The 14,492-nt window shown below is 68.9% G+C and carries 13 protein-coding genes; 3 read left to right on the top strand and 10 right to left on the bottom strand.

Annotated elements, in window-relative coordinates:
• Window positions 1-10: 10 nt before the first annotated feature.
• The 6 genes from OG509_RS22645 to rfbB all read right to left on the bottom strand — a co-directional run bounded on the left by OG509_RS22645 (window position 11) and on the right by rfbB (window position 5,367).
• Complete coding sequence (locus OG509_RS22645; protein ID WP_387284742.1) at window positions 11-913, bottom strand: glycosyltransferase family 2 protein; 903 nt, start codon at window positions 911-913, stop codon at window positions 11-13.
• 9 nt (window positions 914-922) lie between these two features.
• The gene (locus tag OG509_RS22640; RefSeq protein ID WP_406184287.1) at window positions 923-1,378 is read right to left on the bottom strand and encodes a DUF2304 domain-containing protein; all 456 of its coding nucleotides are present in this window, start codon (window positions 1,376-1,378) and stop codon (window positions 923-925) included.
• The gene (locus OG509_RS22635; protein WP_030154687.1) at window positions 1,378-2,064 is read right to left on the bottom strand and encodes a glycosyltransferase family 2 protein; all 687 of its coding nucleotides are present in this window, start codon (window positions 2,062-2,064) and stop codon (window positions 1,378-1,380) included. Before OG509_RS22635 ends, OG509_RS22640 begins: the two co-directional genes overlap by 1 nt.
• Window positions 2,065-2,132: 68 nt before the next feature.
• Window positions 2,133-3,464 (bottom strand): lipopolysaccharide biosynthesis protein, encoded by a 1,332-nt coding sequence (locus tag OG509_RS22630; protein ID WP_385582331.1) that lies wholly within the window; start codon window positions 3,462-3,464, stop codon window positions 2,133-2,135.
• The gene (gene rfbD, locus OG509_RS22625; RefSeq protein WP_406184285.1) at window positions 3,461-4,393 is read right to left on the bottom strand and encodes a dTDP-4-dehydrorhamnose reductase; all 933 of its coding nucleotides are present in this window, start codon (window positions 4,391-4,393) and stop codon (window positions 3,461-3,463) included. Before rfbD ends, OG509_RS22630 begins: the two co-directional genes overlap by 4 nt.
• Window positions 4,390-5,367, bottom strand: coding sequence for a dTDP-glucose 4,6-dehydratase (gene rfbB, locus OG509_RS22620; RefSeq protein WP_406184284.1), 978 nt, complete (start codon window positions 5,365-5,367; stop codon window positions 4,390-4,392). The genes rfbD and rfbB overlap by 4 nt, the downstream gene beginning before the upstream one ends.
• 83 nt (window positions 5,368-5,450) lie before the next feature.
• Between rfbB and rfbA the strand changes: the two genes are divergently transcribed.
• Both rfbA and rfbC read left to right on the top strand, forming a co-directional pair.
• Complete coding sequence (gene rfbA, locus OG509_RS22615; RefSeq protein ID WP_387284737.1) at window positions 5,451-6,326, top strand: glucose-1-phosphate thymidylyltransferase RfbA; 876 nt, start codon at window positions 5,451-5,453, stop codon at window positions 6,324-6,326.
• A complete protein-coding gene (rfbC, locus tag OG509_RS22610; RefSeq protein WP_406184282.1) occupies window positions 6,323-6,925 on the top strand; it encodes a dTDP-4-dehydrorhamnose 3,5-epimerase in 603 nt (200 codons plus the stop codon). Before rfbA ends, rfbC begins: the two co-directional genes overlap by 4 nt.
• A gap of 212 nt (window positions 6,926-7,137) precedes the next feature.
• Here rfbC and tuf read toward each other — a convergent pair whose 3' ends face one another.
• The 4 genes from tuf to rpsL all read right to left on the bottom strand — a co-directional run bounded on the left by tuf (window position 7,138) and on the right by rpsL (window position 11,496).
• Entirely contained in the window at window positions 7,138-8,331 is a 1,194-nt protein-coding gene (tuf, locus tag OG509_RS22605; protein ID WP_382550228.1) for an elongation factor Tu, read from the bottom strand.
• A 148-nt stretch (window positions 8,332-8,479) separates the two neighbouring features.
• Window positions 8,480-10,612: an elongation factor G gene (fusA, locus tag OG509_RS22600; RefSeq protein WP_266664768.1), complete on the bottom strand. Its 2,133-nt coding sequence runs from the start codon at window positions 10,610-10,612 to the stop codon at window positions 8,480-8,482.
• A 39-nt stretch (window positions 10,613-10,651) separates the two neighbouring features.
• Entirely contained in the window at window positions 10,652-11,122 is a 471-nt protein-coding gene (gene rpsG, locus OG509_RS22595; protein ID WP_266626462.1) for a 30S ribosomal protein S7, read from the bottom strand.
• Window positions 11,123-11,124: 2 nt separating this feature from the next.
• Window positions 11,125-11,496: a 30S ribosomal protein S12 gene (rpsL, locus tag OG509_RS22590; protein ID WP_007265893.1), complete on the bottom strand. Its 372-nt coding sequence runs from the start codon at window positions 11,494-11,496 to the stop codon at window positions 11,125-11,127.
• Between the two features lie 470 nt (window positions 11,497-11,966).
• Here rpsL and OG509_RS22585 point away from each other — a divergent pair, with 470 nt between their 5' ends.
• Window positions 11,967-14,468, top strand: a complete 2,502-nt coding sequence (locus OG509_RS22585) for a YfhO family protein (protein WP_406184279.1) — start codon at window positions 11,967-11,969, stop codon at window positions 14,466-14,468.
• Window positions 14,469-14,492: the final 24 nt, after the last annotated feature.

The following is a 14,492-nucleotide window of genomic DNA, read 5'->3' as shown; positions in this document are numbered from 1 at the left end:
GTCGTGGGCGTCAGTCGGCGCGCTGACCGGCGGTGAATGCGTGTTTGGCGAGCGTACGGACGCCCTCTCGGTGCCCGCGGAGCAGCGCGCCGGGGAGCATCGTGATGGCGTGGAAGCGGGAGGCGCTGTGGAAGCGGGCCGCGCGTGCGGCCTTGGGCCAGCCCCGGGCGTCCATCCGGTCGGCCACGGCGGAGAAGTACCGCTCGGCCTCGGTGAAGCGGGTGCCGGAGAAGGCCTGCACCGAGGACTCGCTGACCGCGTGGCGGCGGTACTGGAACACCGTCGTGGACTCGTCGATCAGCATCTGCTCGCCGAGTTCGAGGAGGTCGACCACCAGGGCCAGGTCCTGGATCACCGAGTACTCGTCGCGGAAGTTGACCCCGCGCAGGGCCTCGCCGCGCCAGCAGATGGACGGGAAGTACAGCCAGTTCCCGCGCAGCACGCTGGTGGCCAGCTCCTCGCCGCCCATCAGGCGCCGGCCCTTGACCTGCGGTGCGTACAGCCGCCGCTTGGTCTGGTCGGCGAGCCCGTACGCGACCTGCCCGGAGCCGTCGATCACCTCGACGCCGGGCTGGACCATGCCGATGCCCGGGTTGTCGGCCATCAGGCCGCGGACGGTCTCCAGGTAGTGCGGGTGCAGCAGGTCGTCGCAGCCCATGATGACGACGTGGTCGGCCTCGGAGAGCCGTACGCACTTCTGGAAGTTCTTGGTGATGCCGAGGTTCTGCTCGTTGCGGGTGTAGTGGACCCGCTCGTCGCCGAGGGCCTCGAACCAGCCCGGGACGTCCGGCTCCTTGCCGTCGTCGATGACGACGAGGCGGAAGTCCGGGTCCGTCTGGGCCAGGACGCTGCGGACGGCGTCCTGCATCAGCTGCACGTCCCCGTAGTAGGGGAGCATGAAGTCGAAGGTCACCACGGGACGTCAGGCCTTCACGGTGTCGGAGTCGACGGGCTCGGGCTCCGGCTCGGCCTCGGTCACGACGGCGGCGGCAGCCTCGGTCGCGACGACGGCGGCCGGGGTCCCGCCCAGGCGCGCGTCGTTGTGCCGTGCGCCCTCGGCCAGGGCCACGGTCCTGGCCAGGTCGGTGAGCTTCTTCTCCAGCGAGCGGAAGCGGAGGAAGGTGTTGAGGGTCAGGAAGCCCATCGCCAGCACCATGACGTACAGCACGAGGTCGGTGCCGCGGCCGACGCCGAGCTGGTGCGCCACCCACGTGACGTCCGTGGGGCGGAGCACTGCGTACACGTTGACGATGACGAACAGGGAGAACGCGATGCGCTTCCAGGCGCGGTTCTTCGCCTGGCCCCACGTCCGTATGAACATGAGGGCCATCGACACCGAGCCCGCGATGAGCAGCAGCTGGATCCAGAAGTACTTCATCAGCGGCTTCGCTCCCGCATCGTGATGTCAAAGATGATGTTGACGCCGTTGATCAGGGACTGGCCCTTGGCGCGCGAGTACTCGGTGTAGAGGATGTCCACGGGGACCTCGGTGACGCGCAGGCCGGACCCGGCCAGGTAACCGACGATCTCCGACGCGTGCGCCATGCCGTTCATGGTGATGTTCAGCTGCTCGGCGGCCTTGCGGCTGAGCACGCGCAGGCCGTTGTGCGAGTCGGTGAGCTTCAGCTTGCGGGCGGTCGGGCTGACCGTCGCGGCCGTGCGCAGCACGACGCGCTTGATCCACGGCACTTGGCCGTTCTGCTCGATGAAGCGCGAGCCGAGGACCACGTCGGCCTCGTCGTCGCGCAGCACCTGGACCATCTTCTCGACGTCGTGCGTCTGGTGCTGGCCGTCCGCGTCGAACGTCGCGAAGTAGCGGGCACCGGGCTGCGAGAGCGCGTACTTGAGACCGGTCTGGAGGGCGGCGCCCTGGCCGAGGTTGACGGGGTGGCGCACCAGGTGGGCGCCGGTCGTCGCGATGTGCTCGGCCGAGTTGTCGGAGCTGCCGTCGTCGACGACGACTATGTTCGGGAAGGTCTTGCGCGCTCCCTCGACCACATCGGCGATCACCTGGCCCTCGTTATAGGCCGGGATGACCAGCCAGACATCGTCGTATTGGGACACGGTAGCTCCAGCGGAATGTGGCACGTGCGCGTGCTCGGTGATCGGTGGGACGTCGGAAGCCGGCATGGTCACTCCCCGACCGCTCCGGCGCCCAGTGGGCTTGCGGCGACCTTGTGCCCGGGTCCTTCGGTTGCGCCCGGATCCGCTCCGGGGAACCTCAGCCTCAGCACCGCCAGCATACCGAGCACGGTGGCGAGAGAGCCGAGAGCGTAGGCCAGGATGACGCGCAGGGCCACTTCGCCCGGTGCGAAGGTGACACCGATCAGGACGACGGTGCCGGCGGCCCAGCAGAGCAGTTGCAGGTTGTGCCGCTTGAATACCATCAGCGCCTGACCGAGGACCATCGCGAACATGTACGCCACGGTGCCGGCGGACAAAAGGAAGAAGTCGAGACAGCCCAGTACGGGTCCGGCGTCGAACAGCACCTTGATCAGCCACGGGCCGAGCACGGTCGCGGGCACGCCGCCGAGCAGCCCCAACAGCCCGACGACCACGCCGATCCGGCGCAGCATCGCGGAGAACGCCGCCCGGTCGCCGGCGGTGTAGGCGGCGGTGAGCCCGCCGAGCAGCGAGGCCTGCAGCGAGCCGAAGACGAACAGCGGCACCCGGGCCAGGACCAGCGCGTTCAGCAGTGCCGCGATCAGCACGCTGTCGGTGGGGGCGAGCAGCTTGGTGCTCATCACCGCGGCGTTGACGACGACCTGGGACAGCAGGGTCGAGCAGATCAGCAGGCCGAGCCCGGCGGTCAGTTCGCGCCAGGCGATCTCCTCGCCGGGCTCCACCGCGCGCAGCAGTGTCGGCAGGGTGACCAGCGTCGCGGCGATCGGCGCGACGGCCAGGACCAGGCTGAAGGCGAGCGCCGAGTGCATTCCGGCCACCGCGCAGCCGAAGGCGAGCGCGATGCGCAGCCCGCCGTCGACGGCCAGCTGCGTCCCGTACGCGCCGAACCGGCCGAGGCCGGCCAGGACTCCGCGGGTCAGGTAGCAGACGGCCATGCCGGTGAACGCCCCGCCGAGGGCCGCCACCAGGCCGCGGTCGCCGCGGAACAGCAGGTCCGCGATCGGGCCTGCGCCGAGGGCGAGGACGAGCAGGGTCGCGCCGAGGATCGCGGAGGTCAGCAGCGTGGCCCGGCGCAGTACGGGAGCCGCGCCCTGGCCGTGCACCACGCGGGCGGCGACGATCCGGGTGAGCTCCTGCTCGATGGGGAAGAAGATGCCGAGGCCGAGCGCCATGACGATCGTCCACAGCACCGAGACGTTCGCCATCGCGTCCGTGGACAGGCTGTGGCCGGCCACGCCCAGGTGGACGTAGGAGGCCGCACCGAGCACGACAGTGCCGCCGGCCACCGCGACGGTGCCCGGCGGCAGCGCCGCGGTGAGCCTGCTGAGCAGGGATTTCATCCCGTACTGCCGTTCGCGGCGCGGTTCCTGGCGGCGTCGCCCAGCGCGGTGAACGCGGGGGCGGCCAGCGCCTCGGCGAGCTGCTCGCGCCAGTCGGCGAGCGGGGCGAGCCCGGCGTCGGCCCAGCGCTCGTGCGCCAGCACGCTGAACGCGGGGCGGGCGGCCGGGCGGACGAACGCGGCAGAGGTGGTCGGCCGAATCCGCTCCGGGTCGAGCCCGCTCAGCCGGTACGTCTCACGGGCCAGCCCCATCCAGGTGGTCCGGCCGCTCGCGGTGCCGTGGTAGACCCCGCCCATGGCCTGGCCCTTCAGCGCGGCCAGGCCGAGCTCGACCAGACGCCGGGCCAGCGCGCACGACCAGGTGGGCTGGCCGTGCTGGTCGTCGACGACGTCGAGGGTGTCGCGCTGGGCGGCCAGCTTGAGCATGGTGGCGACGAAGTTCGGCCCGTGCTCGCCGTACAGCCAGGCGGTCCGGACGATGTAGCCGTCCTGCGGCAGCAGTTCGGCCACGGCCTGCTCGCCGATCAGCTTGGAGCGCCCGTACGCGTTGAGCGGGCCGGTCTCGGCGTCCTCGCGGTACGGCTCGGTGGCATCGCCGGGGAGCACGTAGTCGGTGGAGACGTGCAGCAGGCGTACGTGGGCGGCGGCGCAGGCCTCGGCGAGGACGCGTACGCCCGTGCCGTTGACGGCGGTGGCGGCCTCCTCGGCCGTCTCCGCGCCGTCCACGTCCGTCCAGGCGGCGCAGTTCACGACGACGGCGGCGCCCTCGACGGCGGCCCGGACGGAGGCCGGGTCGGTGATGTCGAGGTCGGCGCGGCGCAGGCCCACGGCCTCGATACCGGCGTCCTTCAGGACGGCCAGGACGTCCTGCCCGAGCATCCCGGCGGCGCCGGTGACGAGCCAGCGCCCGGCTCGCGGGTCGGTCTTCACTTCTGCAGGGCCGCCTTCGCCTTCAGCGGCTCCCACCAGGCACGGTTCTCGCGGTACCACTCGATGGTGGCCTTGATGCCGTCCTCGAAGGTGACCTGCGGGGCGTAGCCGAGCTCCGCGCCGATCTTGCTGATGTCGATGGAGTAGCGGAGGTCGTGGCCCTTGCGGTCCTCGACCTGCTCGACCATGTCCCAGCCGAGCCCGGCCGCTTCGAGCAGCACGCCGGTGAGCTCCTTGTTGGTGAGCTCGGTGCCGCCGCCGATGTTGTAGACCTCGCCGGCCCGGCCCTTGCGCATGGCCAGGTCGATGCCGCGGCAGTGGTCGGAGACGTGCAGCCAGTCGCGCACGTTGCCGCCGTTGCCGTACAGCGGGACCTTCTTGCCGTCCATCAGGTTGGAGACGAACAGCGGGATGACCTTCTCCGGGAACTGGTAGTGCCCGTAGTTGTTCGAGCAGCGCGTGACCACGACGTCCATGCCGTGCGTCCGGGCGTAGGCCAGGGCCAGCAGGTCGGACGAGGCCTTGGAGGCGGAGTACGGGGAGTTCGGCACCAGCGGCCACTCCTCGGTCCAGGAGCCCTCGCTGATCGAGCCGTACACCTCGTCGGTGGAGATGTGGACGAAGCGGCCGACGCCGTGCTTGCGGGCGGCGTCCAGCAGCACCTGCGTGCCCACGACGTTGGTCATCACGAACGGTCCGGCACCGGCGATCGAGCGGTCCACGTGGGACTCGGCGGCGAAGTGCACCACCACGTCGTGCCCGGGCATCACCTGGTCGACGGCCTCGGCGTCACAGATGTCGCCCTGGACGAACTTGTAACCGACGTGGTCGGCGACCGGGGCGAGGTTGGCCTCGACGCCCGAGTAGGTCAGCTTGTCGAACACGGTGATCTGGGCCGATGCGTCTGCACCGAGCTGCTGGCGGACGAATTCCGAACCGATGAAGCCGGCGCCGCCGGTCACAAGGATGCGCATAATACGAAGAGTCTAGCCGCTCGTACACCACCCACCCGGCCCGGGCCGTGGCGCCCCCCGCGCTCTCGCATAGGGTTGTGTCCATGCGTGGAATTCTCTTGGCCGGTGGCACCGGATCCCGACTCTGGCCGCTGACCCGGGCAGTCTCGAAGCAGCTGCTCCCCGTCTTCGACAAGCCGATGATCTACTACCCGCTCTCCACCCTGGTCATGGCCGGAATCAGCGAGATTCTCGTCATCACCACGCCGGAGGACCGTGCGCAGTTCGAGCGACTGCTCGGCGACGGCTCCCAGTTCGGCATCCGGCTGGAGTACGCGGTCCAGGAGCGCCCCGAGGGAATCGCCCAGGCGTTCGTGCTCGGCGCCGACTTCATCGGCGACGAGTCCGTCGCCCTGATCCTCGGCGACAACATCTTCCACGGCAGCGGCCTCGGCACGCGCCTGGCGGAGCACACCGACTCCCAGGGCGGCCGGGTCTTCGCGTACCCGGTGGCCGACCCGACCGCGTACGGCGTGGTCGAGTTCGACGAGAACGGCCAGGCCATCTCCATCGAGGAGAAGCCGGTCAAGCCCAAGTCCCGCTACGCGGTGCCGGGTCTGTACTTCTACGACAACCGCGTCGTCGAGATAGCCCGCAACCTGAAGCCCAGCGCGCGCGGCGAACTGGAGATCACCGCGGTCAACGACGCGTACCTCCAGGCCGGTGAGCTGAATGTCACCATTCTCGACCGCGGCACCGCCTGGCTGGACACCGGGACCTTCGTCTCCATGGTCCAGGCCTCGGAGTTCGTCCGCGTGATCGAGGAGCGCCAGGGCTTCAAGATCGGCTGCATCGAGGAGGCGGCCTGGCGGGCCGGCCTGATCGACTCCGCGCAGCTGCGCGAACTCGCCCAGCCGCTGCTCAAGAGCGGTTACGGCGACTACCTGATCGGCCTGCTCGAAGAGGAGTCCTCCCGGTGAAGTTCCGCCAGCTCTCGATAGAGGGCGCCTACGAGATCACCCCGCAGCTGCACGGCGACCCGCGCGGCCTGTTCACCGAGTGGTACCGCTTCGACAAGCTCTCCGAGGTCGTCGGCCACCCGCTGAACCTGGCGCAGGCGAACCTCTCGGTGTCCTCGCGCGGCGTGGTCCGCGGCATCCACTTCGCCGACGTGCCGCGCGGCCAGGCCAAGTACGTGACCTGCGTACGCGGCGCCGTGCTCGACGTCATCGTGGACCTGCGGGTCGGCTCCCCGACCTTCGGCCGCTGGGAGGGTGTCCGCCTGGACGACGTGGACCGCCGCGCAGTCTACATCCCGGAGGGCCTGGGCCACGGGTTCTGCGCGCTGAGCGACGACGCCACGCTTTCGTACCTCTGCTCGGAGACGTACAACCCCACCGGCGAGCACTCGGTTCACCCGCTCGACGTGGACCTGGGCATCGACTGGCCGGCCGACGTGCCGCTGCTGTCCGCCCGCGACGAGGCCGCGCCGACGCTGACCGAGGCGATCGAGTCGGGCCTGCTGCCGGACTACGCCGCCTGCAAGGAGTTCACCGAGTCGCTGCGCGTGACCGGCTGACGGCTCCCCCGCGACGCACGAGAGAGGGCCGCACCCCGTATCGGGGGGTGCGGCCCTCTTCCGTATGCCGTGACCTGTGACCCGTATGCCGTGAGCCGTGAGCCGTGACCCGTACGACGAAGGGCCCCTTCCCCGCCGCCGAGGCGGTGGGGAAGGGGCCCTTCTGTCAAACATGGTGCCCGCTCGCGCGAGCTACCAGGTCAGAGCACGAATTACTTCGTGATCTTGATGACCTGGCCGGCGCCGACCGTACGACCACCCTCACGGATGGCGAACTTCAGGCCCTCCTCCATGGCGACCGGCTGGATCAGCGCGACCGTCATCTCGGTGTTGTCGCCCGGCATGACCATCTCCGTGCCGGCCGGCAGGGTGACGACACCCGTGACGTCCGTGGTACGGAAGTAGAACTGCGGGCGGTAGTTGTTGAAGAACGGGGTGTGACGGCCACCCTCGTCCTTCGACAGGATGTAGGCCTGGGCCTCGAACTCGGTGTGCGGGGTGACCGAACCGGGCTTGATGATGACCTGGCCGCGCTCGACGTCCTCGCGCTTGATGCCACGGAGGAGCAGACCGACGTTCTCGCCCGCCTGGCCCTCGTCGAGCAGCTTGCGGAACATCTCGATACCGGTGACCGTGGTGGTGGTCTTGGTCTCCTTGATACCGATGATGTCGACGGTCTCGTTGACCTTCAGGACACCACGCTCGATACGGCCGGTGACGACGGTACCGCGACCGGTGATCGTGAAGACGTCCTCGACGGGCATGAGGAACGGCTTCTCGGTGTCACGCGGGGGGGTCGGGATGAAGTCGTCGACGGCGGACATGAGGCCGAGAAGCTTCTCGCCCCACTCCTTGTCGCCCTCGAGCGCCTTCAGCGCGGAGACGCGGACGACCGGCAGGTCGTCGCCCGGGAAGTCGTACTCGGAGAGCAGCTCGCGGACCTCGAGCTCGACGAGCTCCAGGATCTCCTCGTCGTCCACCATGTCGGCCTTGTTCAGGGCGACGACGATGGAGGGGACGCCGACCTGGCGGGCCAGGAGCACGTGCTCCTTGGTCTGCGGCATCGGGCCGTCGGTGGCGGCGACCACGAGGATCGCGCCGTCCATCTGCGCGGCACCGGTGATCATGTTCTTGATGTAGTCAGCGTGACCCGGGCAGTCGACGTGGGCGTAGTGACGCGCCTCGGTCTGGTACTCGACGTGCGCGATGGAGATGGTGATACCGCGCTGGCGCTCCTCAGGAGCCTTGTCGATCTGGTCGAAGGCCGAGGCCTCGTTCAGGTCCGGGTACGCGTCGTGCAGCACCTTGGTAATGGCGGCCGTGAGGGTCGTCTTACCGTGGTCAATGTGACCGATGGTGCCGATGTTGACGTGCGGCTTAGTCCGCTCGAACTTCGCCTTCGCCACGGGGTCCTCCTGGAGAGTGGTTCTGTACGCCTTACTCATCGGCGCCAGGTGATCTTTGCTGGAAAGCCGGCCCCTCCGGGGCAACGGAAGGTTACTCCTGTTGCCCCAGAGGCTCCGGTGACAAGCCTAAAGCGTGTACTCGGAAGAGTTACTCGCCCTTGGCCTTCGCGATGATCTCCTCGGCGACGTTCCGGGGAACCTCGGCGTAGGAGTCGAACTGCATCGAGTAGCTGGCGCGACCCGAGGTCTTGCTGCGGAGGTCTCCGACGTAGCCGAACATCTCCGAAAGGGGCACGAGGCCCTTCACGAGACGCGCGCCGTGACGCTCCTCCATGGCCTGGATCTGGCCACGGCGGGAGTTGATGTCACCGATGACGTCGCCCATGGACTCCTCGGGCGTGGTGACCTCAACGGACATCATCGGCTCGAGCAGCACGGGGGAAGCCTTGCGCGCGGCCTCCTTGAAGGCCTGCGAACCGGCGATCTTGAAGGCGAGCTCCGAGGAGTCGACCTCGTGGTAGCCACCGTCGAGAAGAATGACGCGGACGCCGGTCATCTCGTAGCCGGCCAGGATGCCGAACTGCATGGCCTCCTGCGCACCGGCGTCGACCGAGGGGATGTACTCCCTCGGGATGCGGCCACCGGTGACCTTGTTCACGAACTCGTACGCCGGACCATCGGCGTCCGTGATCGGCTCGATCGCGATCTGCACCTTGGCGAACTGACCGGTACCACCGGTCTGCTTCTTGTGGGTGTAGTCGTGACGCTCGACGGTCTTGCGGATCGTCTCGCGGTACGCGACCTGCGGCTTGCCGACGTTGGCCTCGACCTTGAACTCGCGCTTCATACGGTCGACCAGCACCTCGAGGTGCAGCTCGCCCATACCGCCGAGGATGGTCTGGCCGGTCTCCTCGTCCGAGTGAACGTGGAAGGAGGGGTCCTCCTCCGCGAGACTCTGGATGGCGACACCCAGCTTCTCCTGGTCACCCTTGGACTTGGGCTCGATGGCGACCTGGATGACCGGAGCCGGGAAGTCCATGGACTCCAGGATCACGGGTGCCTTGTCGTCACACAGCGTCTCACCGGTGGTGGTCTGCTTCAGGCCCATGACGGCGACGATGTCACCGGCGCCCACCGCGGCGATCTCTTCACGCTTGTTCGCGTGCATGCGGTAGATCTTGCCGATGCGCTCCTTCTTGCCCTTGACGGAGTTCAGCACCGAGGTGCCGGCCTCCAGGCGGCCCGAGTAAACCCGGACGAAGGTGAGCTTCCCGAGGTGCGGGTCGCGCATGATCTTGAACGCCAGCGCCGCGAGCGGCTCCTCGTCGGACGGCTTGCGCTTCACGACGGTCTCGGCGTCACGGACGTCGTGGCCCTCGATGGCCTCGATGTCCAGCGGCGACGGCAGGTAGCGGATGACAGCGTCGAGCAGGGGCTGAACGCCCTTGTTCTTGAACGCCGTGCCACAGAACACCGCGGTGATCGTGGGCTCGCCCTTGCCCTTGCCGGAGCCGAGGATGATGCGACGGACGGCGGCGTGCAGCTGCTCCACGGACGGCTCGTCGCCGTTCAGGAAGAGCTCCATGATCTCGTCGTCGTTCTCGGCGACGGTCTCGACCAGCTTGCCGCGCCACTCTTCAGCGGCCTCGGCGTGCGTGGCCGGGATGTCGACGATGTCGTACATCTCGCCCTTGGTCGCCTCGGCGGACCAGACGAACGCCTTCATCGTGACGAGGTCGACGACACCCTGGAAGTCGGCCTCGGCACCGATGGGGAGCTGCATGACGATCGGAACCGCACCGAGGCGGTCCTTGATCATGTCGACGCAGCGGTGGAACTCGGCGCCGGTGCGGTCGAGCTTGTTGACGAAGCAGATGCGCGGCACGCCGTAGCGGTCCGCCTGACGCCAAACGGTCTCGGACTGCGGCTCGACACCGGCGACACCGTCGAAGACGGTGACGGCGCCGTCGAGGACGCGGAGCGAACGCTCTACCTCGACGGTGAAGTCGACGTGACCCGGGGTGTCGATGATGTTGATGGTGTGGTCAACATCTTCGAGCGGCCAGTGGCAGGTCGTCGCGGCAGACGTGATGGTGATACCACGCTCCTGCTCCTGCTCCATCCAGTCCATCGTGGCAGCGCCGTCGTGGACTTCACCGATCTTGTAAGACACACCGGTGTAGAACAGGATGCGCTCGGTGGTGGTCGTCTTGCCCGCGTCGATGTGAGCCATGATGCCGATGTTGCGCACCTTGGCCAGGTCAAGCGAAGTGGTAGCCATATCGGCTCAGTCTTCTCTCGGTCTCGATGTGGGTTGGGACTACCAGCGGTAGTGCGCGAAGGCCTTGTTGGACTCGGCCATCTTGTGCGTGTCCTCACGCTTCTTGACGGCCGCACCGAGGCCGTTCGAGGCGTCGAGGAGCTCGTTCATGAGGCGCTCGGTCATGGTCTTCTCACGACGGGCGCGGGAGTAACCCACGATCCAGCGCAGCGAGAGGGTCGAGGCGCGACCGGGCTTGACCTCGATCGGCACCTGGTAGGTGGCGCCACCGACACGGCGGGACTTGACCTCGAGGGACGGCTTGACGTTCTCGAGCGCGCGCTTCAGCGTGATGACCGGGTCAGCGCCGGTCTTCTCGCGGAGGCCTTCCATGGCGCCGTAAACGATGCGCTCGGCGGTGGAGCGCTTGCCGTTCAGGAGGATCTTGTTGATGAGCGACGTCACCAGAGGAGATGCGTAGACCGGGTCGATGATGACCGGGCGCTTCGGGGCGGGGCCCTTACGAGGCATTCTTACTTCTCCTTCTTGGCGCCGTAGCGGCTGCGGGCCTGCTTGCGGTTCTTGACAGCCTGGGTGTCAAGCGCACCGCGGATGATCTTGTAACGAACACCCGGCAGGTCCTTCACACGGCCACCACGCACGAGCACGATCGAGTGCTCCTGCAGGTTGTGTCCCTCACCCGGAATGTAAGCGGTGACCTCGATGCCGGAGGTCAGACGCACACGCGCGACCTTACGGAGCGCCGAGTTCGGCTTCTTCGGGGTGGTCGTGAACACACGCGTGCAGACGCCGCGGCGCTGGGGCGAAGCCTCAAGCGCGGGCGTCTTCGTCTTCTCGACCTTGTCCTGCCGGCCCTTACGGACCAGCTGCTGGATCGTAGGCACTACTTCTCCGGTTTCTGTGTGCCGTGTAGTGAAGCTAACCTGGAACTTTGCCGACCCACGCGGTCGGGTGTGTCGGATCCGGCGGAGCTCCGCGCAAGCACGGAAACGCATGGATCGCGGTGGCTGATCCGGCTCTCATGCGGTTGATGGACACGCACAGGAGCCCAGGCACACCCCAGGCACAAGGTCTGAGCGTACCTACCGCATCCCATCCGGTCAAAACAAAAGCCCGCGCGGGGGAACCGGGACATCGCCGCCGGTCATGCGCCGCATGGGCGAGACCCCGGTGTGGCTCTGCCGACTCGCGCATGTGGTAAAGGCGTGCTAAGCGGAGGCGGACGGGGCGACCGCCCGTGAGAACTAAACTGCCCCAGCGATTCACTTGATCCAGCCGATTCGGCCGATTCAGCTGGTTCAACTGGTTCATCCCAAACGGCACGGGCATCCACGAGCATTCAGGGAGCGGGACATTGCGGACGGTCACCTCGGGGACGACGGCGACGGACAGTCCGCTCCTCCCGTCGCCCCGCCGCCGGCACCCGGTGCTCGGCCGTCTGCCCGAGCGGCTGGGCGCCCGTCTGCGCGCCCGCCCGTACGGGCCCCTGCTGGCGTTCCTGATCACCTCGGCCGCGTTCTGCTCGGCCTGGGTCGCCCGTGGCACCTTCCCCTTCGGCAACACCGGCCGGGCCATCAACGACCAGGCCAACCAGTACGTGCCGTTCCACCGCGCGCTGTGGGACCTGGTCCACGGGCAGGCCGCCGGCGACGTGCTCTTCACCTGGCGCGGCGGCTTCGGCCAGCAGTTCCTGTCCGACTACTACACGTACCTCGGCAACCCGTTCTCCTGGCTGGCCGTCCTGGTCCCGCGCGCCCACGTCGACCTCGCCGTCTTCGCGATCACCCCGGTCACGATGGGCGCCGCCGCCGCCGTCATGACGGTCTACCTCGGCAAGCTGCACCCCGGCCCATGGTGGCAGCGGGGGGTCCTCGGCGCCTGTTACGGGCTCTGCGGCTGGGCGCTCAGCGACGCCTCGTACATCCCGATGTGGCTGTGGGGCCTGGTCGCGCTCCCCCTGCTCGGCATCGCGGTCGAGTGGTGCCTGGAGGAGCGGCGCTGGCCGGGGGTGGCTCTGTTCGTCGCGCTCGCCTGGTTCGGCAACTTCTACACGGCGATGATGGCCACGATCGCCGCCTGCGTGCTGCTCGCCATCCGTCTGATCACCCGGGACATGACCGGCCGGCAGCGGCTGCGCGCCCTGTGGCGGGCCTCGACGGCCGCCGGTACGGGCATCCTGCTGACCCTCCCGCTCCTGCTCCCGTCGTTCCTCTCCAGCGGCTCCGCCCAGCCCACGCAGGCCGGGGCCTTCGAGCCCGTACGGATCGAGCTCTTCCTGGCCGGGATGCTCCCGGCCACGCACCTGTGGGGCGGCCGGCCGCGGCTGTACGTGGCCTCGCTGGGCCTGATCCTCGCCGGATCCTTCCTCTTCAACGCCGCCATCGCCCGCCGGACCCGCCTGGTGTGGGCGGCGGCGACGCTGCTGGTCGTCGCCTCGTTCCAGTTCCCGCCGACCCAGTACGTATGGCACGGGCTGGCGGTGCCGAACGGCAATCCGTACCGCGAGACCTTCGTCTTCAGCGGCATGGTGGTGGTCCTGGCCTGGCTGGCCCTGGCCCACCGCCCGCGCCCGCTGCACGTGGCGCTGACGGCCGCCCTGCTGGTGGCGGCCACCTTCGTGCTGCGCCACACCGACGACTTCGGCGGCTGGACCTGGCCGGCGGTGCTGGCGGGCGGTGGCGTCTCCGTACTGGCCCTGGTCCTCCTCTCCCTGGGCGAGAAGCGGCGGTACCTGATCCCGGTGGCCGCCGTCCTCATGGTCGGCGTGGTCTTCGCGGAGTCCACGGTCGCGGCCGCCGGTGCGGACTCCCGCCGCAGCCGCGAGCGCTGGGCGAAGCCGGTCGCCACCTCGAACAGCTCGATCGGCGCGCACTTCGACGCCGTCCGGCAGGTGGACGGCTGGCCCGCATACCGGACCGACCCGGGCGCGCCGCAGAGCTCGTACAACGACGCCCTGGCCCTGCGCGCGGAGGGCCCGCAGTACTACAGCAGCTACCTGCCGGAGGCCACGTACCAGGCCCTGGAGCCGCTCGGCTACGGGTTCAAGAACGACGGCCGGACCTTCTTCGGCGCCGACAACCCGGTGCTCGACGCGATCTTCTCGATCGGCGCCCGGGTCCGCCCGGGGGCCGCTGCGAACACCTGGACGGGCGAGAAGTTCCCCGCTCCCCCGCTGGTCACCGTCCGCAGCGAGCCCTACGCCTCCCCGAACCCGGCGGACAGCGTCTACGCCCGCCAGGAGAACGTCCTCGGCGCCACCGTCTACCGGGTCCCGCAGGTCATCCGCGGGGGCACCGCCACGGAGCAGACGTACGCCGCCCAGTGCGCCCCGGGCTCCGAGGTGTACTGGTTCTCCCCGCAGCTGTACGGCACCCTCACCTCCGACGGCCCGGACGAGCCCCTCGAAGACCGGATGACGGGCGTGATCAAGCTGGGCAAGGCCCCCGCGGACGGCAAGGTCGCGGTGTCGGTCCGTACGCGGACCAAGGACGCGACGGCGGGCGAGCACCCCATCGGCTGCCTGGACCGCGCCGCCCTGGACACGGCGGTCACCTCCCTGAAGTCCACCGGCGCCACCCACGTCACCACCGGCGGCCACTCCATCGAGGCCACCCTCCCGAAGGGCGCCAAGGGCACGGCGGTCTTCGCGATGACCGCCGTCCCGGGCTGGCAGTGCACGGCCCCGGTGAAGAGCTTCCACGGCCTGGTCGCCACGGACATCCCCGCGGGCACCGACAAGGTCTCCTGCACCTTCACCCCGAAGGGCCTCCCCCCAGGCCTGGCCGCAGCCACCCTCGCCCTCCTGGCCCTGCTCTCGGTCACGGTGGCAGGCATCCGCCGCCGCCGGCGCGCCTGACGGCATCCCCACGGCCCCGGGGCA

It is taken from the genome of Streptomyces sp. NBC_01006 (genome assembly GCF_045162725.1).
In the GTDB taxonomy this organism is placed as follows: Bacteria; Actinomycetota; Actinomycetes; order Streptomycetales; family Streptomycetaceae; genus Streptomyces.
The sequence above is the reverse complement of the archived record's forward strand: the minus strand, read 5'-3'. Positions and strand labels throughout refer to the sequence as shown.

Excerpts from the sequence above, each read along its gene's own strand:
- OG509_RS22630 (WP_385582331.1), bottom strand. The coding sequence starts at position 3,464 with ATGAAATCCCTGCTCAGCAGGCTCACCGCGGCGCTGCCGCCGGGCACC.
- rfbA (WP_387284737.1), top strand. The coding sequence starts at position 5,451 with ATGCGTGGAATTCTCTTGGCCGGTGGCACCGGATCCCGACTCTGGCCG.
- rpsG (WP_266626462.1), bottom strand. The coding sequence starts at position 11,122 with ATGCCTCGTAAGGGCCCCGCCCCGAAGCGCCCGGTCATCATCGACCCG.
- OG509_RS22640 (WP_406184287.1), bottom strand. The coding sequence starts at position 1,378 with ATGAAGTACTTCTGGATCCAGCTGCTGCTCATCGCGGGCTCGGTGTCG.
- rfbB (WP_406184284.1), bottom strand. The coding sequence starts at position 5,367 with ATGCGCATCCTTGTGACCGGCGGCGCCGGCTTCATCGGTTCGGAATTC.
- fusA (WP_266664768.1), bottom strand. The coding sequence starts at position 10,612 with ATGGCTACCACTTCGCTTGACCTGGCCAAGGTGCGCAACATCGGCATC.